The organism is Borrelia turicatae 91E135, assembly GCF_000012085.2.
GTDB classification, from domain to species: Bacteria; Spirochaetota; Spirochaetia; order Borreliales; family Borreliaceae; genus Borrelia; species Borrelia turicatae.
The window spans coordinates 344191-366115 of sequence record NC_008710.1 but is presented as its reverse complement, the minus strand read 5'-3'; the positions used below and the strand labels follow the sequence as shown (position 1 = coordinate 366115).

Annotated in this window: 20 protein-coding genes; 13 read left to right on the top strand and 7 right to left on the bottom strand. The window is 28.8% G+C overall.

What is annotated here, in order from left to right; all coding sequences use genetic code 11:
• Nucleotides 1–2: 2 nt before the first annotated feature.
• Complete coding sequence (locus tag BT0_RS01740) at nucleotides 3–1796, top strand: hypothetical protein (RefSeq protein ID WP_041178460.1); 1794 nt, start codon at nucleotides 3–5, stop codon at nucleotides 1794–1796.
• Here the strand turns inward: BT0_RS01740 and BT0_RS01735 are convergent.
• Nucleotides 1781–2914 (bottom strand): hypothetical protein, encoded by a 1134-nt coding sequence (locus tag BT0_RS01735; protein ID WP_011772305.1) that lies wholly within the window; start codon nucleotides 2912–2914, stop codon nucleotides 1781–1783. The genes BT0_RS01740 and BT0_RS01735 overlap by 16 nt on opposite strands.
• 123 nt (nucleotides 2915–3037) lie before the next feature.
• Between BT0_RS01735 and BT0_RS01730 the strand changes: the two genes are divergently transcribed.
• Together BT0_RS01730 and rpmB are read left to right on the top strand one after the other, a co-directional pair.
• On the top strand, nucleotides 3038–4597 hold the full coding sequence (locus BT0_RS01730) for a hypothetical protein (RefSeq protein ID WP_041178459.1): 1560 nt from the start codon (nucleotides 3038–3040) through the stop codon (nucleotides 4595–4597).
• Between the two features lie 9 nt (nucleotides 4598–4606).
• Nucleotides 4607–4885 (top strand): 50S ribosomal protein L28, encoded by a 279-nt coding sequence (rpmB, locus tag BT0_RS01725; RefSeq protein WP_011772303.1) that lies wholly within the window; start codon nucleotides 4607–4609, stop codon nucleotides 4883–4885.
• 20 nt (nucleotides 4886–4905) lie between these two features.
• On the opposite strand, the gene amrB is transcribed toward rpmB, so the two are convergent.
• The 3 genes from amrB to BT0_RS01710 all read right to left on the bottom strand — a co-directional run bounded on the left by amrB (nucleotide 4906) and on the right by BT0_RS01710 (nucleotide 8617).
• The gene (gene amrB, locus BT0_RS01720; protein ID WP_041178458.1) at nucleotides 4906–5658 is read right to left on the bottom strand and encodes an AmmeMemoRadiSam system protein B; all 753 of its coding nucleotides are present in this window, start codon (nucleotides 5656–5658) and stop codon (nucleotides 4906–4908) included.
• A gap of 5 nt (nucleotides 5659–5663) precedes the next feature.
• Nucleotides 5664–7097, bottom strand: coding sequence for a pyruvate kinase (pyk, locus tag BT0_RS01715; protein WP_011772301.1), 1434 nt, complete (start codon nucleotides 7095–7097; stop codon nucleotides 5664–5666).
• A 110-nt stretch (nucleotides 7098–7207) separates the two neighbouring features.
• Nucleotides 7208–8617, bottom strand: coding sequence for an NFACT RNA binding domain-containing protein (locus BT0_RS01710; protein ID WP_011772300.1), 1410 nt, complete (start codon nucleotides 8615–8617; stop codon nucleotides 7208–7210).
• Nucleotides 8618–8782: 165 nt separating this feature from the next.
• Here BT0_RS01710 and BT0_RS01705 point away from each other — a divergent pair, with 165 nt between their 5' ends.
• The 9 genes from BT0_RS01705 to rpsI all read left to right on the top strand — a co-directional run bounded on the left by BT0_RS01705 (nucleotide 8783) and on the right by rpsI (nucleotide 17666).
• Nucleotides 8783–9436 carry a LolA family protein gene (locus tag BT0_RS01705; protein WP_011772299.1) on the top strand — a complete coding sequence of 218 codons (654 nt, stop codon included), beginning with the start codon at nucleotides 8783–8785 and terminating at the stop codon, nucleotides 9434–9436.
• Nucleotides 9437–9447: 11 nt separating this feature from the next.
• Entirely contained in the window at nucleotides 9448–10647 is a 1200-nt protein-coding gene (locus tag BT0_RS01700) for a helix-turn-helix domain-containing protein (protein ID WP_011772298.1), read from the top strand.
• Nucleotides 10647–12740 carry an ATP-dependent helicase gene (locus tag BT0_RS01695; RefSeq protein WP_011772297.1) on the top strand — a complete coding sequence of 698 codons (2094 nt, stop codon included), beginning with the start codon at nucleotides 10647–10649 and terminating at the stop codon, nucleotides 12738–12740. Before BT0_RS01700 ends, BT0_RS01695 begins: the two co-directional genes overlap by 1 nt.
• Nucleotides 12741–12758: 18 nt before the next feature.
• Nucleotides 12759–13034: an Asp-tRNA(Asn)/Glu-tRNA(Gln) amidotransferase subunit GatC gene (gene gatC, locus BT0_RS01690; protein ID WP_041178569.1), complete on the top strand. Its 276-nt coding sequence runs from the start codon at nucleotides 12759–12761 to the stop codon at nucleotides 13032–13034.
• Nucleotides 13035–13045: 11 nt separating this feature from the next.
• On the top strand, nucleotides 13046–14491 hold the full coding sequence (gatA, locus tag BT0_RS01685; protein WP_011772295.1) for an Asp-tRNA(Asn)/Glu-tRNA(Gln) amidotransferase subunit GatA: 1446 nt from the start codon (nucleotides 13046–13048) through the stop codon (nucleotides 14489–14491).
• Nucleotides 14481–15938: an Asp-tRNA(Asn)/Glu-tRNA(Gln) amidotransferase subunit GatB gene (gene gatB / locus BT0_RS01680; RefSeq protein WP_011772294.1), complete on the top strand. Its 1458-nt coding sequence runs from the start codon at nucleotides 14481–14483 to the stop codon at nucleotides 15936–15938. Before gatA ends, gatB begins: the two co-directional genes overlap by 11 nt.
• Nucleotides 15931–16716, top strand: a complete 786-nt coding sequence (locus BT0_RS01675; protein ID WP_011772293.1) for a hypothetical protein — start codon at nucleotides 15931–15933, stop codon at nucleotides 16714–16716. Before gatB ends, BT0_RS01675 begins: the two co-directional genes overlap by 8 nt.
• 79 nt (nucleotides 16717–16795) lie before the next feature.
• A complete protein-coding gene (gene rplM, locus BT0_RS01670) occupies nucleotides 16796–17245 on the top strand; it encodes a 50S ribosomal protein L13 (RefSeq protein WP_011772292.1) in 450 nt (149 codons plus the stop codon).
• Nucleotides 17246–17255: 10 nt separating this feature from the next.
• Nucleotides 17256–17666, top strand: a complete 411-nt coding sequence (gene rpsI / locus BT0_RS01665; protein ID WP_011772291.1) for a 30S ribosomal protein S9 — start codon at nucleotides 17256–17258, stop codon at nucleotides 17664–17666.
• 50 nt (nucleotides 17667–17716) lie between these two features.
• Here rpsI and eno read toward each other — a convergent pair whose 3' ends face one another.
• The gene (eno, locus tag BT0_RS01660) at nucleotides 17717–19018 is read right to left on the bottom strand and encodes a phosphopyruvate hydratase (protein WP_041178457.1); all 1302 of its coding nucleotides are present in this window, start codon (nucleotides 19016–19018) and stop codon (nucleotides 17717–17719) included.
• Nucleotides 19019–19143: 125 nt separating this feature from the next.
• On the opposite strand from eno, the gene BT0_RS01655 reads away from it, so the two are divergent.
• On the top strand, nucleotides 19144–19899 hold the full coding sequence (locus tag BT0_RS01655) for a hypothetical protein (RefSeq protein ID WP_011772289.1): 756 nt from the start codon (nucleotides 19144–19146) through the stop codon (nucleotides 19897–19899).
• Nucleotides 19900–20056: 157 nt separating this feature from the next.
• Here BT0_RS01655 and BT0_RS01650 read toward each other — a convergent pair whose 3' ends face one another.
• Nucleotides 20057–21046: an ABC transporter ATP-binding protein gene (locus BT0_RS01650; RefSeq protein ID WP_011772288.1), complete on the bottom strand. Its 990-nt coding sequence runs from the start codon at nucleotides 21044–21046 to the stop codon at nucleotides 20057–20059.
• Nucleotides 21043–21921 (bottom strand): ABC transporter ATP-binding protein, encoded by an 879-nt coding sequence (locus BT0_RS01645; protein ID WP_041178456.1) that lies wholly within the window; start codon nucleotides 21919–21921, stop codon nucleotides 21043–21045. The genes BT0_RS01650 and BT0_RS01645 overlap by 4 nt, the downstream gene beginning before the upstream one ends.
• Between the last annotated feature and the right edge of the window lie 4 nt (nucleotides 21922–21925).

Genomic DNA, 21925 nt, shown 5'->3' with positions numbered 1-21925 from the left:
ATATGAAAAGAGAATTGTATACATTTGTAAGTAAATTTTTTATTCTTTTGCTTTTGTTTATTTGCTTTGTTTTTTGTTACACGTATTTCTTTGGGGCAGATTATTTAGACAAACATGTATTAATAGCCACATTGTTTGATACTATTTTAAGTGTTTATCATTATTTTAATGGATTTTTTATTTTCTTTGTTTTAGTTTATTTTATCTTTTTAGCTAAACATGAGACACGGCTTTATCTGAGAGACTATAAAGGATATTTATTTAAAAAACTCTCTCCATTCATGTTTCTGTTTTTTATAATAGGCATTGTTTTTATGTTTGTTTTTAACTCTATTATGTCTTATGTTCTTACTCAAAGAAGTGAATATAAGTATAACTATGAGAGATATAATCTTCTTGCAGGTCAGGCAAATGCGATAGTTAATGAGGTTAAAAGTATAGATATAAATTTGTCTTCAAATAAGACACTAGATGTAAATGAGTTGATAGAGATTTTGCAACAGAAAAGAAAATACCTTGAAGAGTTGCTTAGAATGTATGAAAAAATGAGACTTATTTCTGATAACGATGAACTTTCAATTAATTATTACTTGACTCGGTCTGAGTATGATAGAATGCCTATTTATGATGTTGATTTGGAAAAAGTTAGAAAGACGCTTAAATTACGTTTGATTAAAAATTTGACGAAGAGGGATTTTCAAGATATTGTTAATGGATTTATTTCTAAAGGTGATTATTCTACAGCTAATTATTTTGCTTATATGGGATTGGTTTCGACTAGAGATGATGAATTTGCTGCACTCTTAGATTTAACTTTCAAAGCTATTAATGAATATAAAAATATTGAAATTGAAAAGAAATCTTTAATTTTTGAAGAGAAGCAAAAAAATTTTTTATATCTCAATACAGAAAAGTTTAAGCCCGCATATTATGGCTTTTTAAGGCTTCATAATTTATTTCCAAATGATAATGAGATCTTAAGTTATAAGAATAAATCTTTGGAAAAGCTTAAGGATGAGTATTTCTTTTTTGATGAGATTGAAAAACATTATGAGCATTATGGCATCAATGATATATTTTTGTTTCAACCTAATTCTGGTAATGGGACATATGATTATATTTATATGCAAAAGGTTGTAAATACTGTTTCTTCTTATATAAAGATGATTAAAAATTTTGAGCTTATTAGATTTAATAGATCAGGTAATATTATATTGCATATTAAAGTACCATTTGCTACTCTTAAGGGCAATGGGGTTTATCAAAATGTTTTAGATAAGAAAAATGAAAATAGTGACATTACTGCCACTAGGATGATTGTATCGCTTACAGACTTTGATTTAAGTAATACAAAAATCATTAATATTAATAATGATGTTAATAATTTGCGTTTATTTGCAAATTCTGGTAAGGATAGCATTTTTTTGCCCATTCAAGTTCTTTTAGGTGCTTTTAATAGAGTTAAAACGTTTAATTTAATACTGATAAGTGTGTTTTCTTCAAGTCTTTTTTTAATGATGAGTCCTATTTTATTAGTTTTTTTTGGTGTTATGTTTACAGCTGTAGCTTCTAAGATAAGTTTTGAATTTGATTCAAAACTTATGATATTTCTTATATCCTTAATAATAGCTATTTTTTCAGGTATTATTTCTCTTTTTATAAATTATTTATTGTTGATTTTAATAGCACTCTTTATTCAAATATCCGTTAATATATACATATCTTTTATTCTGATTTTTTCTATCTTGTTTTTTATTGTGTTGCATATAATACGAGTTAATTATAAAGAAGAATGATCTTCATTAGCTTTTGTGTTGTTTATATTAGATAAAAATAATTCATTAATCATGCGATTTTCTTTTTCTATTTGTTCTTTAGTGATTATATATGAATTTTTATTTATGTAATTTTCATCTATAATAAATAAAGGTATTTTTTTTATTATGTGTTTTAATTTTAAATTTAAACCTTTATAGGGTGTAAATCCATTTGCAAATCCAAAATGTTCATTGAATTTTGCTTTTTCTTTAAGTTTAATTAGCGATTTTTGTACCTCTTGGTTTAGTATCCATTGAATAAATTTTTCTATAGGCGTTGATATTTCTTTAACCCCCATAAAGTTTATGTTGCATATTGATGATTTTTTTTCTTTATTTGTTAGATATGAAAAATTAATTTTATCTTTAATATCTTTGTTTAAGCTATTGTAGTATGTTAAGTTAGTTAATCCTGCAATTAAAATGGTTTTCTTTTGAAGTAATATTTTCTCTAAATTTAAATATTTGTATTTTTCTGTGAAGTTTTTGTGTAATTCAAGTTCATTTGTGTCTATGAAAGATTTAAAGTGGTTTATCATATCCGACATTTTTTTTTCATTATATTCTGGCTTATTATTTCCAAAGTAAAAATTTATGTCATTGATTTCAGATATTGTGTAGAATAGATTTTCAGAAATGTATGGAGAGATAAAAATTTTTTTTTCCTTTTGAAAGCTTTTGTATATTTCTTTAATATTTTGTATATCAATATATTTTTGTATGTTATATTCATTTTTATATATTAAAATTGGAACATCAAAGCTTAAGGGGACAATTCTGTATGCGAATTTTTCAGATATATTATTCAATATTGGATAATCTGAGTAATAGTATTGTTGAATATTTTTAAAGTTTTTATTTATGTTTATGTTATCTATATTTTTTGAGATAATTACTTGCGCATTTTCTTCATTAATCGTTTGCATGTTAATATGTTCTCTATATTTAATGATAAAGCTAGTTTTATTTTGGATATTGAATTGATTGATGTAAAATGGCATGATTTTGTTATCAGTTAATATAGTGATGGTATCATTTCTTGAGCAACTAAAAATTAAAGTAAAAACTATGATTAAAATTGGTTTCTTTATGCACATAAAAAATTATTTGTTCTATTTTCTTCCATTTTACAATAAATTATGTATAATTTTTATAGTTATTTTATAATTTTAGATCTCTTTGAGAACTCCAGATTTTATTCTGAAAGGAGAGTAGCTAGTTTGGGTTTAGTTGATTTTTTAGTTTCTATCTTTAATAGAGAGCTTACTCCTGAACAAGTGAAGCAAAGAAGACTTAGAGAGGTAAAGAATAATCTAAGTAAGGTAGGCAATTTTTTTAATGCTTCAAAAATTCAGGCTTTACCTCAATTTGCTAAGTTTATTTATAATCTTTATAAAGCATTTATGCCTTTCAAGTTTTTTGTACAAAGATATCGAACTTCAAATAAGATAATTCATTTTGTTGTTGAAAAGTATTTAAATGATAATCAAAAGCAAGCTTTGGAATATATTTATTCTTTCTCATCTAATGATGTAGTCAATTTTACACCTGATATATCTAAGAATTTGGATAATAATTTAAATTATTTGTTGAACAATATAACTCAAGAACAAATCAGGTTGATAGATGAGACTTGTGGTGCTTTGGATATCTTTTTTGACTTAGCCTCGTATCAATATTATTCAATTATTAAGAATTTTGATAGTTTGTTTCCAGAAAATGACTTTATATATAAGCCAAGATTTAATACGGTTAGTTGTGGTGTAATTCTTGATGATATTAAGGATTTTTTGGAATGTATATATTCTATTAGAGATGTTTCTATTTGGAGAAATCTCTACGATATTCTTTTAGAAGTATATGGGGATAGGGACAATTTCCCTATTAAACCAAATGTTTGGCTTAAGATATTAACCTCTATAATTGAGATCAATAAAAATAAGGAAATTTTATATCTTATAAGGTATGTTAGCGGTGATCCTGATTATTTGCCTATATCTGGTGTCAAAAAGGCAAAGGCAAAGGCAAAATTATTTTTTAATGATCTCTCTAAACATGTTTCAAATGAGAGAGCAAAGATTGAAATTTTGCAAAAAAATAGTAAATCTAAGCTTTTGGCCGAAAAATTATTTCCTGGAATGACTCTTGTAAGTTTAGAGAATTATAGTGAACGTATGCATGCTAAGATTACATCTGCAATTGTGAATACTACAGGATATGTTTACTCTGATCTTTTAGTTTATATAAAAACTCATGCGGTTAATTTTGTGAAAAAGGAGCTAAGTGATATTATTAATGTTCTTATTATTAAGGGACAGTGGAAGGATATGGAAGTTTCTAGAGAAATTTCTAATGATATTCATTCTTTAGTTGGTGTTTATTCCAATCTTATTGATTTTGATAATAATCTTGGCGAACAGGGTACTTATGGTAATAGAATAAATTCACTTTTGCACAGAATTTCTGTTGGGGATAAATCCTCAGAGAAATTGCTGTTGAATATAATAGCAGATATTAATAAAAAGGCTTTAATTTTATTGAATGAGTATTATTTAGTAATTAAATCTTTGGAACGACGTTTGAATGATTGTTTAGAAGATTATTTTAAACCTGCTTCAGAAAAGGAGTTTATTTATAATTGGAAAGAGCTTGATATTGAGCTTGTAAAAAGCTATGGCAATAATGTAAACTTTGGTAGTATAATTAAAAATGTAGTTGATAGTTTAAATTTGTTTTTGAAATTGATGGATTTATATCTGGAGAAGAAAAATACAGTTTAGGAGATTTAGATGGGAAGAGAATGTGAAATAACAGGTAAAAAGACAATGTTTGGAAACAATGTTCCAAGGAAGGGACTTTCCAGAAAAAAGGGTGGAGGGGGCCAACACATTGGTGTAAAGACCAGGAGAACTTTTAAGGTAAATTTGATAAATAAGAAATTTTTTGTTCCTGAGCTTGGGAAAAGTATTAATATAAAAGTTTCTGCAAGTACTCTAAGAAGTATTTCGAAGTTAGGTCTTAGTGTTTTTTTGAAGAAAAATTCCAAAAAGATAGAAGATTTTATTTAAAAATTGTGTCTTTGTTAATTTTAATTTATTAATATGTTTTCTATTATTGAATATTCATTGTCATTGTTGATGATTTGTTGGTTTATAAATTCAAATTTGTGGAAAAGCTTGTGGATTATGATGATTGCGTTTATATTTTCAGGAAATATTTTGCGTGCATTATAATATTCTAATAGAGTAGATGAATTTAAATTAGGTGTACTTAAGAGCCCCTTTAATGTTGTTGATAGTTGAATACTTTTATTTAAGTGTGTAGAGTGTGATATGAAGTGGGAGAGGAATATAAAAGAATTTTCTTCCTTTGTTATAAGCGGATTTAAAAATGTGCAAAATTCTCTCAAAGTTTGATTTTTAAGTTTACCTAAAATAATGGGAATAATTTTTATATCTTGTGTTATATCTTTGATAAAATTTAATACAATTTCAATTTTATGATCATTTTCTATTATTTTATCTTCTGTATTTGTAAATTCAAAATTTTTTATTAAATTTATTATGTCTAGATTGACATCAATTGTTTTATTAAAGAATTTCCAAGTTTGATGATCTGAGATGTTAATCTGTGAGTTTTCTTTTGTTTGTGAGAATATAAACACATTTTTTGTATTATGTGCTATTACTTTTTTGAACAGAGCAATATTGTTTAAGAAAAACTCATAAGCACCATAACTAATCAAAAGTGCTTTATGAGTTTTTCTTTTATTTAAGCTAAATAATTCTAAATTGCAATCATTGGTTGAATAAAATATATTATCAACTAAACTATTTCTTATTTTGTTTATCTGTTGTGTCCTTTAATTGCTTCTTCTACTGTATTTATTTCCATAAATTCCGTACCTTTATTAGTATCTCTATTTGGATTTCCGGAGATAATTACTACAATATCTGAATCTTGAACTACTTTTTGTGTTTTAAGCATTTCAAGAGAGGTTACTACAAATTCAGTTGTTGCCTTGAAGTTATGATCAACCAGATTAGCATAAACACCATAAGAGAGTGATAATTCTCTTGCTATCCTTTCATTATTTGTTGTAATAAATAGAGGTACACTTGCTCTGTATGTTGCCATTATTCTTGCGGTTCTTCCTTTAAGTGAATCAACAATAATGGCTTTAACAGGCATTATTTTGATTGCATCAATTGCACATTTAATAATATAGTTTCTTATGATCCTTTTGCTGTGGAAAATTTCATCTTGAAATAGTGTTTTTTCTCTATATTTTTCAACTTCTATAGCAATTTTGGTCATCATCTTAACAGCTTCAATTGGGTATTTGCCATAAGCTGTCTCTCCAGATAGCATGATGGCATCTGTACCATTTAGAATTGCATTGGCTACATCAGATACTTCTGCTCTTGTAGGTCTTGGATTTTCAATCATTGTGTGCAACATTTGTGTTGCAGTAATTACAGGTACTCCATATTTAATGCAGGTTTTTGTTATTTTAATTTGTGCTAAAGGAACATCTTCAGCTGGTATTTCAACTCCCATATCGCCTCTTGCAACCATAATTCCATAGGAAGCTTTTGCAATTTCTTCAATATTATCAATTCCTTCTTGATTTTCAACTTTGGCAATAATTTTGACGTCTGGATTTCCAGCAGCATTTAATATATCTTTAACGTCTTGAATATCTTTTGCATGTCTTACGAATGAATGGGCAATAAAATCAATATTTTGTTTTGCTGCAAGTTCAATAAATCCCTTATCTTTTTCAGTGACAGATTGTAGTTTAAGTGAAATTCCCGGTGTATTAATTGATTTTTTGTTTTTGATTTGTCCGTCGTTTTTAACTTTGCAGATTAATCTATCTGTGAGTTTTTCAATAACAGTCATTTCAAGTTCGCCATCATCAATAAGGATTGTCGAGCCATTTGGGACTTCATTTACAAATCCATCATAGTTGGTTTGCAATGCATTAGACTCATTGATAGGTGATGTTGAGATTATTATTTTGTCTCCTATCTTAACGGTAATAGGATTTTCAATATTAGCTGTTCTAACTTCTGGTCCTTTTGTATCGATCATTAATGCTATTTTATTTGAAACTTTTCTAACATTGTTTATTACTCTTATTGCATCGTCATGAGATTGATGAGCAGTATTAAGTCTTATTACATTTACTCCTGCTTCATATAACTCTTTTATGTGTTCTGGATCACATCTGAGGTCAGATATTGTTGCTACTATTTTTGTTAATTTTTGTATCATTTATTTTTCTCCTACAGTACTTCAATTTTATGCTTTTTAAGTTTCAATAACAATATTTTTTTAAGAACTTGTCATTTTATTTTAAGATTAAATTAGCATATATTATAAACTTAATTTTTGTTTTTTAGTTTGTTTAATATTTTGTTGTCTAGTTTGATATTTAAATTTTTTTCCCTATTAGGTATTACAAGTCCTTTTTTTTCTCCTTTGATTCTTCTTAAATATTTAACATTGGTATAGTAAAGATCAGCTTCGCCTGATTGTCTTGCAGGTTTTGTATAAAACACACATAAGTTTCCAGCATCTATCAAGACTTCAAGAGGAGGTGTTTTGTCTTTTTTGCTCCTAATAAAAACATAAGCACCAGGATAGTCTCTTGTGTGTAGCCAGTAATCGTTTCCCTTTGCCCAATTTCTTAAGAGTGCATCGTTTTCTTTTGCATTTCTGCCTATAACAACTTCAAATCCATAAGATATGAAATGAAGTCCAATAGATGGTTTTTTTGTAATTTTTTGTTTTTTTGTTTTTTCATTTGTCGGTATGATACAGTCTGTTTTGTCGATATAAGCTGTCTTTGATATTAATGTATTGTATTGTGTTTTTGCATATTCTAATTGTTCTTGTATGATCTTTAAAGAATTTTTGTTTTTTTTGTATTCTTTAAAATATTTTAAAGCATTATCTTTAGGGAGTAATGCTTTGTCCAGCATTATTTTAATTTGTTCACCATTGTTATTGTTTAAAATGATTTCATCCATTCCTTTTTTTATTTTGTTAATGTTTGATAAGATCATTTCACCTTTTTTTCTTTGATCCTCGATTTTTTCAATTGAGTTTATTTGTTTTTCTAGAGAGTTTATTTTTTTTTCTAAGTTTATTTTTTCTTTTTCGTATTTTTGCTTAAGTAGTTCTATGTTGTGTGCTTGAGTCTCTTTTATTTCTAAATTGTCATAGTAATTTTCAATAAATTCGGAGTAAGATATTTCATTGTTGTATCCATCTTTGAGTTTGACTTCTTTTTTGTCAGTTATATCATTATTTTCAATAATTTCTTTGGCTTTTGTGAATATTTCACCTGTAATTTCTTTTGATCTTGGTTTTCTATAATATGCATCAAGGATTTTAAAATTTGCGTCTGTTGCAATTATGTTAGGAGATGATGGCCATAATTTTATGAAGATAAAGATTATTATTTTATCTTTAAATACTTTAATTAAAATTATTCTTTCATTTTTTATTTGATATGCCTCAAGTATTTTACCATTTTGAACTTTTGATTTTAGAAATTCAAAAAATCTTAAAGGGGGTTTGGTATTTTCAAATTTCTTGTTTGTTTTGTGAATTCTTGTTTTTTTTGGATCTAATGAGATTAATATATTAAAGTTTTTTTTCTCTGTTTCTTTATTATAAAGTTCCATAATCAAAGTTTTATGGTTGGGTTGTTTGATTTTTCTTAAAAATGAATTTTTTAATGGCACTTCTTTAAGTAAGATATTTATTTCACTGTAGTTTAATGACATTTTATCCCCTTTGATCTTTTGCTAAATATGTTTATTATTAATTTACAAAATGGTATATTATGATAATAGCTTATTATTATAACAAGTTGTACTATTTATATTAGACATAGATCGTACATAATGTATTTGTTGTTAAATTTAGCTTAGTAGTATACGAGTTTTATAATGAAGAAAATAATATTAATTTTGTGTCCTTGTTTAATTTTTGCTCAAGTATCTGCCAATCAATATTTTGAGAATATTTATTCAAATTACCAAAATATAGAAGATATGCAGGCTAAGATTAGTCTTAACATAAAAGGGTTAAAGCAAGCAGGAACCCTGTTATATAAATCCCCCGATAAATTCATTGTTAATTTGGATTCAAATAATCAGGTTTTTGTAAGTGATGGTGAAATTTTAACCGTTTATGTACCAACTCTTGGTACTTCTTTTAGACAACAGTTGACTATGGGAAAAGTGGGAAGTGGTTTTATGAATATTTTAAGTACTGAGTATAGTGTGTCTTATACTAATTCTCCCAATTTAGAACCACTTGACGAATCTGGAGGAGGAAATACAGAGAATTTTATAAAATTGACTTTTTCAAGGCGACTTTATAAGGGTGCTGCTACGATTGATTCCTTTATGATTGCTTTTACACGAAATGGTGTAATTAGGAGAGTGATTGCTTATCCTACAGGTGGTGGTCGCGAAATAATTATTGATCTTTTATCTGTAAAATTTAATGTTGGAATTCCTGATAGTAGATTTAAGTATGATTTGCCAAAAACTTCAAATAAAGTGGATAATTTTTTATATGATGTTAAAAAAACTTGAGGTGTTGAGAAATGGAAAGAAATAATTTCATTAGATTTGGAGATTTTATAAAAAAGGCTCGGATTGATAAGGGGTTAACTCTTGAGATGATATCTGATGATATTAGAATTTCTGTTAAATATCTTAAGGCACTTGAAGATTCTAATATTGAATTGTTTCCAAATGAAGTTTTAGCTTTAGGATTTTTAAGGACTTATAGTGAGTATTTAGGAATTGATGTTTGGTATGTCTCGTCCCTTTTTAAAGAATACAAAAGAAGACTTAATAGTAGCTATATTGGAATTAAGACTGAAGATCAAAATGGCAGTTTAAATTTTGTGAACGAAGGCAGGCTTGGGGGTCAGTATTTAGATCTGTCTAAGATAGCTTTTCCTAAAATGATTCAAATACTGGTAGGATTAGTTAGTATTATATTGCTAATACTTTTAATTTCAAATTTTAGTGGGATTAAGCAATTTTTAGGGAATTTTTTCAAAGCAAATCATGCTGCGAAGCGAGCTCCAGAAGTTCATGAAGTTCTTTTTGATAAAGAAAGTTTTTGGAACGTTGCTCTTGGAGATGGTGATTTTTTATCTTTAGTTTATGGCAATACTATTGCAAATTATAGAGTCTCTTTTATGAATGATGATTTGGTTGTTACAAATGATTTGAAAAATGGGCGATATGTTTTTAAATTAGGTAAATTTCGGGAAATAGATTTAAGTGATAATGTTAAAGTTAAGATTGTGTATGATAATTATTCTCAAGGTAAGGTTCGAAAGGCTCATGTAAGCTTAGAATCTTTTATGCTCAATATTGAATATGTGCTTGAAACTAGTCTTTCTAGTAGATTTAATGTTTTAAATTGGGGATTTGAAGTTAATGGACCTAAGAGTAGAGTTATTAGTGAGTATCCTACTGTATATTCTTCTCAAGATATTTCCAATATTGATTTAATGATTAATTTTTTAAACGATACGTTTTTAAGATATGCTGATGAGAGTAATATTTATGGTAAATCTTTGCTTGTATCTAAGGGGTTGCCTCTTAATTTAAAGTTCAAAAAATCTTTAATCTTATTTTTGTCAAGACTTTCTGATGTTAATATTATTCTTCAAGGTAAGGATATTACTTCTATTTTAAAGAGTTATGGAAGAGAAATAATGGCAGTGCAATTTTTTTGGTTAAAAACCCCTGGAGGTTTTGATCTTAAGGTTTCTGAAGTTTATTAATGGACAAAATAGAAAAATTCCTCTTTAGTTTAAATTCTTATCAGAAACAAATTGTTTTAGATGATACTAAAAATCCCATTCTTGTTTTGGCAGGTCCAGGCAGTGGTAAAACAAGGGTTATAACAGCTAAAATAGCACACTTAATAAAGGAAATGCAATTAAAACCAGAAGAGATTCTTGCTTTAACATTTACAAATAAAGCTGCAAATGAAATGAATTTAAGACTAAATTATCTTTTTGATTTTAATAAGGCTTTACATATCCAGACTTTTCATTCTTTTGGTGCTTGGCTTTTGAGACTTTATTTTAAAGAATTTGATAAAAATTATGATTCAAATTTTACAATTTGGGATACTAATGATGTTGTTAAATTTGTTAAGCAAATTGGGCTTGCTTCAACCATTGAACTTTCAAAGCATGTTGCGTCTTTCATACTTAAATATAAGGAAAATTGCTTTTTAGATAATTATTGTGGTCTTGATGAGAAAAGTTACAAGGATATTAAATTTTATGAGCAAGAAAAATCTAAAAATAATGCTTTTGATTTTGCTGATCTTATTCTTAAAGCTGTTTTGATGTTAAGAGATTGTGAAGATGTAAAGATGAGGGTTCAGAAGAAGTTTAAGGCTATTTTTGTAGATGAGTATCAAGATACCAATTATACACAGTTTTTGTTTTTAAAAGAGCTTTATTGTAAAGATATGCATTTTATGGTAGTAGGAGATGAAGATCAGTCTATTTATTCTTTTAGAGGTGCTAGAATTGAAAATATTCTTGAATTTGAAAAAATATTTGACAATGTGTCTAAGTATTATTTGGTACAAAATTATCGTTCTAGTTTAAGCATTGTTAATGTTGCAAATGATGTTATTTCAAAAAATAGAAATCGATATGAAAAAGTAATAAGTACAGAAAACAAAATGGGCAAGAAGATAAGATTTTTTGTTTTTCGAAATCCTGCAGAGGAGGCTGAATATTTTTCTAATTTCCTTATTGAAAATCAACTTGAGACAGCTGTTCTTTATAGATTTAATTACCAATCTTTGCAGTTTGAGAAATCTTTTTTTAAACATAATATTCCACATAAAATATTAGGTTCAATTAGATTTTATGAAAGAGAGGAGATTAAAGATGTAATTTCTTTGTTAAGACTTTTTGTAAATAAAAAAGATAAAATTTCTTTCTTAAGAGTAATAAATAAGCCTGCTAGGGGGATTGGAAAAACTACTACGAATAAAATCATTGCAATGCTTAATGATCGTAATGTTAATTTTGATTTAATTCTTGCAAGTAGAAAAGTTGCTGATAGTCTTAAGGGCAAAGCAAAAGATTCTCTTGTTGCTTTTTTAAATCTGTATGATAAACTAGCAGAAAGTATACAAAAAGATGTTTATGTAAATTTATCTGAATTTATTAAAAATGTTGTAATTAGATCTGGATTTTGGGATTATTATCAAAAATTTGATGGTGATGAAAAATCTAGAAATATTGATGAACTTATCAGCAGTGGAGTTGAATATTCAGGCAGTTTTGAGGGACTTGTAATATTTTTGGAAAATTCATCTCTTTCACCTTTAATACATGGAGATTCTAAGTCTAGTATACTACTCTCTTCAATTCATGGGGTTAAAGGACTTGAATTTGATAGAGTGATAATATCTGGTCTTGAAAAGGGTTTATTGCCTGCTGAGATTGAAGAATTGACCGGAGAGAGACTGGAAGAGGAGAGAAGACTTTTTTATGTTGCTATTACTAGAGCCAAATTTGAACTTATTGTTACAATGAATTTGCAAAGATTTTTTGGAGGCATGCTCAGAAATACAGCTATGTCAGTCTTTTTTCAAGATATTAGCAAAGATAATTATGATATTGTTTTTGTTCCAGAATATTTAAAAGATAATTTTAAATATTTTTTTTCAAAAAGTGGTAATAAAAGCTTTAATATTGGAGATTATATAACTTATAATGGTGAGAACGGAATAGTTGTTGATAAGTGGTATCAAAATGGTGAGCCATTTATTAAAATCAATCTAAGAAATGGGAGAAAAGCTATTTTAAGCTCAAGCTATATTAAAGGACTTGCTAAAATTTAGAGGTTAAATTTGAGAGATATTAGAGATATTCGTTTAGAAGATAGTTTAAAGTTAAGTTTACTAAGGTTAAGTAAGAATGAAGAACGAGAATTTGCCATAAAATTTGAAAAAATTATTGGCATGTTAAATAAAATTTCTGAATTTGAGATAAAAGATGGCATTCAAAAAGAGGCATGTAATTTTTCTGTTTTGAGAAACGATGAGATTTTACCTTCTTTGGCAATTGAATCTATTAAAAATTTTAGCAATGTGTTTGTGGATGGTTACTTTTCATCACCTAAAGTGCTTGGATAGGGAGTATTGATTTGGACTTCAGAGGTTTAAGTTTAATAAAAATTAAAGAATTAATATTGGCTCGCAGGTGTAAAATTTATGATATTGTGCTTTTTTATAAAGAACTTTATGAAGCAAATAAGGATATCAATGGATATATTGAATTTTTTGATGATTCATTAGAATTGGCAAAAAAATATGATGAACTTTTGGGTAAAGGTGAGGGACAAAATTTGCCCTTAATTGGTATGCCCATTGCTGTTAAGGATAATATTTCAATTAAAAATAAAGCCTTGACTTGTGCATCTGAACTTTTGCAAGGATATGTTTCCCCTTATGATGCAACTGTTATTAAGAGATTAAAAGATAGTGGTGCAATTATGATTGGTAGAACGAATATGGATGAATTTGCAATGGGATCTTCTTGTGAGTTTTCTTATTATGGTGTTACGCTTAATCCTTTAAATAAAGAATATGTTGTGGGTGGTAGTTCTGGTGGTTCTGGAGCTGTTGTTGCTGCCAATCAAGCTCCTTTTGCACTTGGTAGTGATACTGGAGGTTCTGTTAGGCTTCCCGCATCCTTTTCAAGTTTAATTGGTTTTAAGCCTTCTTATGGAGGTTTATCTCGTTATGGACTTGCATCATATGCGTCATCTCTTGATCAAATAGGATTTTTTGCTAATTCTATTGATGATGTGGCTTTAATATTAAAATATACTTGTGGAATTGATAAAATGGATGCTACTAGCATAGATCTTATTCAAGATCCTTATCCATTGTTAAGTAAGTCTTTAGCAGGTACTAAATTAGCTGTAATTAAAGAACTTAGTGAAGATTTGATGGAACCGGAGGTTGCATGCGAATTTTCTAAATTTAAATCTGCACTTTTAAACAGAGGCGTTGAAATTCATGAAGTTTCAATAGAGGCAGTGAACTTTGTACTTTCTCTTTACTATTCATTATCTCCAGTTGAAGCTGCATCTAATCTTGCTCGTTATACTTGTCTTCATTATGGGAAAAGGTTAAATGATGAATTAAATCTTAATGATTTTTACTATAGACATAGGAGTTTATTTTTAAGAGAAGAAGTGAAAAGGCGTATTGTGCTTGGTAATTATTTGTTATCAGAAGGTTATGATTTGCAATACTATGTAAAGGCTTGTAAAATTGTTGAGAATGTATTGATTCCAAAATTCAATGAAATTTTTAATAATTATTCATATATTATTACGCCTACAAGTTTTGTGAAACCTTTTAAAATTGGTGAAAATTTTGATAATCCTATAAAGATGTATTATTCTGATATGTGTACTGTGATTGCCAATCTTATTGGGGCCCCTGCACTCTCTATTCCCTTTTCTCAAGATGATAGGGGATTACCTATTGGTATGCAAATAATTGGTCAAGTTAAGAGAGATTTTGATCTTTTAAGTTTTGCAAAAAATGTAATAGAGGAATTGGGATTAAATGGAATATAAGTTGCTTGTTGGTTTAGAAGTTCATGTACAATTAGGATTAAAGACCAAAGCTTTTTGTGGGTGTAAGAATGATTTTGGTGGAATTCCAAATTCTCGTACTTGCCCAACATGTCTTGGCCTTCCTGGAGCATTGCCTAGTATAAATAAAGAACTTATTAGTAGTGCAATTTTAGCTGGGCATGCTACTAATTCTAAAATTAAAAATATTATTAAGTTTGATAGAAAGCATTATGCCTATCCCGATTTACCTAAGGGATATCAAATATCTCAAAATGATGCACCAATTTGTGAGAATGGATTTATCTTTATTGAAACTTGTTCAGGTTTAAAAAAAATCAATATTATTAGGATACATATGGAAGAAGATTCTGGCAAGAGTTTGCATTTGCTTGAGAGTGAAAATCGAAGTTATATTGATTTTAATCGTTCAGGTGCACCATTACTAGAAATTGTCTCAAACCCAGATATTAATAATGGAGAAGAAGCTGTGGCTTATTTGAGTGCTTTAAGAGAAATTTTTAGATATCTTGATTTGTCTGATTGTAACATGGAAAACGGGTCATTTCGTTGTGATGTCAACGTTAATTTACTTATCAATGAAAATGGTGTTGAGTATAAAACCCCCATTTCTGAGATAAAGAATTTAAATTCTTTTAAATCAGTAAAGTTGGCAATTGATTATGAAAAGTCAAGGCAAAAAGAAGAGTGGATTTTACATAGAAGAACTTTTGAGAGTGTAGGTAAACATACAATGGGTTTTGATGATAAAAAGGGTATTACAGTGCTTCAAAGGAGCAAAGAGACAGTAGCTGATTATCGTTATATAAAGGATCCCGATTTGCCTTTGATCAAACTCGATGATTCTTATATTGAAAGTATAAAGTCTAATAGAATGGTGGAATTGCCTTTTGATACAAGAGTTAGATTAAAAGAGCAATATGGTCTTAGTGATTTTGATGTTGTGACTTTAACGGCTGATAAAAACTTGGTTAAATATTTTGAAGAGGCAGCAATTGCCTCGAGTGATCCTAAGAGAGTGGCAAATTGGATATTGTCTGAGGTATTAAGTGTACTAAATGATAGAGAAATGAATATACTTGATTTTAATTTACCACCATCATATATTAGTGAACTTGTTGAATTCATTGTTAATGATAGGGTAAGTGGTAAGATAGCAAAAGAAATATTTTTAGAAATGCTTGAGCGAAATGTTTCTTCTGCTATTATTATTAATGAAAAAAATTTAGCACAGATAAGTGATATCTCTTTCATTGAGTCAGTTGTGTTTGAGGTTTTGAATGAAAATCCTAAATCCATTGAACTTTATAAAAAAGGTAAGAGTCATGCAATTAAGTTTATGATGGGTCAAATTATGCGCAAAACTTCTGGAAGGGTTAATCCCGTTCTTGCAAATGAGATTTTAATGAATAAATTAAGAGATGTATAATAGATCTTTGTTTAGCTGTTTTCCAATAATTAAAAGAGCAAGATTTTTTTATCTTTATGATATTCATGGTAATAGGTATTTGGATTTATACTTGAATGGGGGACTAAACTTTTTAGGACATAGGGTTCAAGGGTTAAATCTTATTCTTAAGCAAACTTTTTCAAGAGGTCTTACTGCTTCTTATCCTTCTGTTTTTAGAAAACAATTTGAAAATGTTCTTTTTTCTTTTTTTAAAGAAGCAGGATTTGTGTGTATTTTTAAATTTGAAAGGGATGCTAGAGATTTTTTATTATCTTTAACAGACCAGTGTTGTTTTAGTAGTCCTTGGGAGGAAAAGCAGGGTATATATGAATTTAAGGCTGGATTTAATAATTTTAGATATCCTATGCTTGTAAAGATCCCAATGCCTGGATGCATGTCTATTAACATTGCTATAGTAGATAATTTATCTAGAAAAATAGAATTTAGAGATTCTTTTGATGCTTTAACTTTAGCAGTTGCTAGGCATATGCTTACTAAGATTTTGTCTTATGAAAAGAGTACAAAAATTAATTTTAATATTTTTGCTACACCTATATTTAAACTAATTAATAGATATATGTTTCCTCTTTATAAATCTGAGTATCATAATGAAATTTTTAATGAGTATTTAAAGAATGGCTATTTAATTAGTCCTTTTTTTGATGTTCCTTCGCTTGTTCCTTTAAAATTTTCTAAAGGAGATTTAGATGGTTTTCACAAAGTTTCTCTTAAGCTACAGGATAAATTTGGCTGTTAGTATTGACAGGTTAACTTACAAATAATACAATGAAAAAGTATAACTTTGTAGAATATCTAAGTGAGGGCTGTATATTATTATGAATAGGATAACGAATAATAAGACAATATGGGTTAAACCTAAGTGTGTAGAGAAAAAATGGTGTATGATTGATGCGTCAGATAAAGTTCTTGGTAGAGTTGCTACAGAAGCTGTTAAAATTTTGAGAGGTAAGCATAAGCCTTATTATACGCCCCACCAAGATTTAGGTGATAATGTTATAATTATTAATGCTTCAAAGATTAGGCTTACTGGTAAGAAATATTCTCAGAAAATTTATTATAGACATTCAAGATATCCTGGAGGTCTTCGTTCTGATACTTTTAGAACATTATCTGAGAGGAAGCCAACAGCTCCTCTTGAAATAGCTATTAAGGGTATGTTACCAAAAGGACCTTTGGGACGTGAACTTTTTAGAAATCTTAAAGTTTTTGCAGGTTCTAATCATATGCTTAATTCTCAAAATTTTTATAAATTAGAAGCAAATTAAGAGAGGAAAAATGGCAAAGTCAGATGTTAAAGGTATTAATTTAGGAATGGGTACGGGAAGGAGAAAGTCTTCTGTTGCTAGGGTTTACATTAGGGAAGGTAAGGGTGATATTAAGATCAACAATAGGGATTTTGATTCTTATATTCAACTTGAAAATTTAAAGACAATTGCTTTATCTCCATTAGTTTTAACAAATACTCTTGGAAAATATGACCTTTACATTAATATTTATGGCGGGGGCATTTCAGGTCAGGCCGGTGCTATTAGACATGGTATTGCAAGAGCTCTTTTTGATCTTGATGAAGAGTATAAAATGGTTCTTAAGTCCAATGGGTTTTTAACAAGAGATTCGCGAAAAGTTGAGCGTAAAAAATTCGGTAAGAAAAAGGCTAGGAAAAGCTTTCAGTTTTCAAAAAGATAAGTATTTTGTTTGTATGAAAAAAAGCCCTCTTATGAGGGCTTTAGTTGTTATTATTGTTTTTTGATGGAATAAAAAACGTCTCTTCCGTGGTATTCGGCAATACTTCCTAGTTCTTCTTCTATTCTTAAGAGCTGATTATACTTAGCTATTCTGTCTGTTCTTGATAAAGATCCTGTCTTGATTTGTCCTGTTCCAAGTGCAACAACAAGATCGGCAATTGTTGTATCTTCTGTTTCTCCTGAGCGATGTGAAACTATTGCAGTATATCCTGCTTTTTTTGCCATCTCTACAGCTTCAAAAGTTTCAGTCAGTGTTCCAATTTGATTTACTTTAATGAGAATTGCATTTGCAACTTTCATTTCAATCCCTTTTTTAAGGAATGATGTGTTTGTTACAAATAAATCGTCACCAACAAGTTGAACTTTATTCCCAATCTTATCTGTAAGTTTTTTCCAGCCGTCCCAATCTTCTTCAGCCATTCCATCTTCAATTGATATGATAGGATATTTTTCTACCCATTTTGCCCAGTATTCAACCATTTCTTCAGATGTGAGTTTTTCTTTTGTTGACCATCTAAGTACATATTTTTTTGTCTTTGGATCATATAATTCAGATGTTGCTGGATCAAGAGCGATTGCGATATCTGTTCCAGGTGTATATCCTGCACTTTGTATGGCTTCCATAATAACTTCACAAGCTTCTTCGTTTGACTTTAGATTTGGTGCAAATCCACCCTCATCCCCAACAGCTGTTGCGTAACCTTTTTTACTTAAGATACCTTTGAGTGTATGGAAAACCTCAGCAGACATTCTTATTGCATCACTGAAAGTTTTTGCTCCAATTGGCATTATCATAAATTCTTGAAAATCGACACAGTTATCTGAGTGAGCACCTCCATTTATAATATTACACATTGGTGTAGGTAAAATATTGGCTTTGTAGGCACCAAGATATTGATAAACTTTAAGTCCAAGGTGTTCGGCTGCTGCTCTAGCTGTAGCCATTGAAACCGCAAGAATAGCATTAGCCCCAAGTTTTGATTTATTAGGAGTGCCGTCAAGTTCAAGCATTTTTTTGTCAATTTCAACCTGGTTTAAAGCACTCATTCCTTCAAGTTCTGGAGAGATAATATTTATTATATTTTCAACTGCTTTGAGTACCCCTTTACCCATATAAACAGATTTATTACCATCTCTTAATTCAACAGCTTCATTGGTTCCTGTTGATGCGCCTGATGGAACAGCTGCTCTACCTAGAGAACCATCTTCAAGTATGACATCTGCTTCAACAGTTGGATTTCCTCTAGAATCAATTATTTGCCTAGCTTTTATTTCATAAATATGAAAGCCCATTTTCCGCTCCTTATTGGTTAATATTTGTATATTTACTTTAGTATATATTTTTAGTATAATAATAAATGAGACAAATGTGTAGTATTTTTGCAAAAGAATTGTTTATTGGATTTTATAATTAAATCATGGAAAGAATTTTAGGTTGGCTATTTTATTTTATATTCTTTTTCTTTAATATTTTTAATATTTGTTCACAATGTTATGTAATTGAAAATTTTGATTTATCTTTAAATGAGTTTTTGGAAGTTTCAACAAGAAAGGATAATTTATCACCAATTGTTGACTCTAAGAGAGTCATTATGTTTTATCCTTCGAATAAGGGTATTAGGAAAATTTTTGCTGCTTTTGATTTTGATGGTTATGCAAAAAAGTATTTATTTAAGAAGAATAAGTATGGACTTTTTTTTGTAAAGATTAATCTCCCTCATGGAGTTGGTAGCATTAAGTATAGGCTTGTTGTAGATGGTATCTGGACAAATGATGAATATAATAAAAATGTAGTGTTTAATAAAGACTTAATACCATTCTCTATAATTGATATAGGTGTAGATCATAGTTACGTGTCTTTACGAAATCCGATTGATTCTTCTGATGGAAGAGAAGTTGAAATTTTTTATATAGGTCGTCCTGGGCAGATTGTTACAATAGCTGGCAATTTTAATAATTTTAATCCATTTTTAAATAGATTGGTTGAACAAGAACCCTATAAAGGGGTATATACTATTAAGCTTAAAGACCTTCCTAAGGGTAGAATTTATTATTATTTTGTCGATTCTGGAAATAAAGTTATAGATAAGAATAATGTTAATAGAATTAATCTATATTTGGTTGAGGGTATTGACAATAAGATGGATTTTGAAGTCTCTTATTTTGATAATTGATCGCTTAAAGGAAAAAATTAAAGTTCTTGTTAGCAATTCTTAATACAATTTATCTATGTAAATATAAAAATTTATGCTGAATTAAGTAATAACCCACATTGTCTTGTGAGGCCTAAATATAAAAATCTGGGTTAAGACAAATAAAAGTTTATTTGTCTTAGGTATCATTTTTATTTATCAGATTATTCATTTCATCAAAAAGGTACTTAGATACGAAATGATCCTTTTCTACTTCCTCAAGAGTTGCATTTTCTGGTGTTATAGATGTGTTTCGTATATTTGTGAGGGATGGTTCATCAAGCTTGATAGTTTTGTTTTTTATTTTTTCAGGATCAATTTCAGGAATAGATGCTATTAATGTTTTAGTGTATGGATGTTTAGGGTTTGAGAATAAAATTTCTCTAGGCGCAATCTCTAAAATGACTCCCAGATACATTACGGCAATTTTATCGCTCATGTATTTTACTACTGCCAAGTCGTGTGAAATGAATAGATAAGATAAATTCAATTCTTTTTGTAAATCTTTAAGTAAATTTAAAATTTGTGCTCTTATTGATACATCTAGTGCAGATACGGCTTCGTCTAGCAGTAAGAGCTTGGGATTTAGAGCAAGTGCTCTTGCTATTCCTATTCTTTGTCTTTGTCCCCCTGAGAATTCGTGTGGATATCTAGATAGCATGCTTTTTGCAAGTCCAGTAATATCCATTAATTCATTTACTCTTTTTTCTATTTCTTGCTTGGTTCTTGGGAAAATTTTATTTTCGTTGTATATTACTAATGGTTCTGCTATTATTTCTTTTATTGTCATTCTTGGATTGAGGGATGTGTGTGGATCTTGGAATACCATTTGCATGTCCTTTTTTGTCTTTAAAAGTTCTCTTTTTGACAGTTTAGTAATATCTTTTCCATTGAAATATATGTTGCCAGATGTTGGTGTATAGAGCTGCATTATTGTTCTTAAGGTTGTTGATTTTCCACATCCAGATTCCCCAACCAGTCCTAATGTTTTGTTGCGTTCAACTTCAAAGCTGATACCATTTACGGCATTTACCTTACGTTTATTTTTCCAAAATAAAAAGTTTTCCCCAATTGTGAATGTTTGTACTAAGTTTTCTACTTTAAGAATTATGTCTTTTTCATTTTTCATTTAAAATCCCCTTCCATTTTGTTTGTAATAGTCCCAATAGGATTATCTTTAATTGAATAAAGTTTTTCGTTTGGGTCCTTATCAAGAGTAAGTATTGATTTTAGAAGTCCAATTGTATATGGATGTTTAGGATTTTTAAATATTTCTTGTACTGTACCTTCTTCTACAAATTTTCCTTGGTACATTACAGAAACTGTATCGCATACTTCTGCAACTACTCCTAAATCATGGGTTATTAATATGGTGGAGGTATTAAATTTTTTAGACAGGCTTTTTATGAGTAGTAATATTTGTTCTTGGATTGTGACATCAAGAGCTGTGGTTGGCTCGTCTGCAATTAATAATGATGGATGGCAACTGAGAGCCATTGCAATCATAACTCTTTGTCTCATTCCCCCTGAAAATTGGTGTGGATAATGTTCTATTCGCTCTTCTGCATTTATAACACCAACTGTTTTTAACATTTCTATTGCTTTTTGCTTTGCTGTCTTTTTATCTAATTTTTGATGTAACATTATTGTTTCTTCAATTTGTGTAGATATTCTTAAATATGGATTTAGAGAAGTCATTGGATCTTGGAATATCATTGCTATTTTATTGCCTCTAATATTTTGAAGTTCTTTTTCGCTAAGTTTTAGTAAGTCTTGACCTTCAAATAGTATTTCACCTGTTTTGTATACTGTCGTAATTTCAGGCAGCAATTTTAGTATTGCCATGCTTGTGACAGATTTACCGCTACCAGATTCTCCAACAATAGCCCTAATTTCTCCTTTTTTCATTTTTAAGTTTATGTTGCTTACAGGATATATTGTTGTATGCTTCAACTTAAACTCAATTGATAAATTTCTTATATCCAGCATATAGTCTTCTTTCATTGAA

Coding starts and splice junctions, on each gene's coding strand:
- BT0_RS01695 (WP_011772297.1), top strand. CDS start 10,647: ATGGACAAAATAGAAAAATTCCTCTTTAGTTTAAATTCTTATCAGAAA.
- BT0_RS01650 (WP_011772288.1), bottom strand. CDS start 21,046: ATGAAAAATGAAAAAGACATAATTCTTAAAGTAGAAAACTTAGTACAA.
- rpsI (WP_011772291.1), top strand. CDS start 17,256: ATGGCAAAGTCAGATGTTAAAGGTATTAATTTAGGAATGGGTACGGGA.
- BT0_RS01645 (WP_041178456.1), bottom strand. CDS start 21,921: ATGAAAGAAGACTATATGCTGGATATAAGAAATTTATCAATTGAGTTT.
- BT0_RS01705 (WP_011772299.1), top strand. CDS start 8,783: ATGAAGAAAATAATATTAATTTTGTGTCCTTGTTTAATTTTTGCTCAA.
- BT0_RS01700 (WP_011772298.1), top strand. CDS start 9,448: ATGGAAAGAAATAATTTCATTAGATTTGGAGATTTTATAAAAAAGGCT.
- BT0_RS01735 (WP_011772305.1), bottom strand. CDS start 2,914: ATGTGCATAAAGAAACCAATTTTAATCATAGTTTTTACTTTAATTTTT.
- gatB (WP_011772294.1), top strand. CDS start 14,481: ATGGAATATAAGTTGCTTGTTGGTTTAGAAGTTCATGTACAATTAGGA.
- BT0_RS01655 (WP_011772289.1), top strand. CDS start 19,144: ATGGAAAGAATTTTAGGTTGGCTATTTTATTTTATATTCTTTTTCTTT.
- BT0_RS01675 (WP_011772293.1), top strand. CDS start 15,931: ATGTATAATAGATCTTTGTTTAGCTGTTTTCCAATAATTAAAAGAGCA.
- rplM (WP_011772292.1), top strand. CDS start 16,796: ATGAATAGGATAACGAATAATAAGACAATATGGGTTAAACCTAAGTGT.
- pyk (WP_011772301.1), bottom strand. CDS start 7,097: ATGATACAAAAATTAACAAAAATAGTAGCAACAATATCTGACCTCAGA.
- eno (WP_041178457.1), bottom strand. CDS start 19,018: ATGGGCTTTCATATTTATGAAATAAAAGCTAGGCAAATAATTGATTCT.
- BT0_RS01740 (WP_041178460.1), top strand. CDS start 3: ATGAAAAGAGAATTGTATACATTTGTAAGTAAATTTTTTATTCTTTTG.
- BT0_RS01710 (WP_011772300.1), bottom strand. CDS start 8,617: ATGTCATTAAACTACAGTGAAATAAATATCTTACTTAAAGAAGTGCCA.
- rpmB (WP_011772303.1), top strand. CDS start 4,607: ATGGGAAGAGAATGTGAAATAACAGGTAAAAAGACAATGTTTGGAAAC.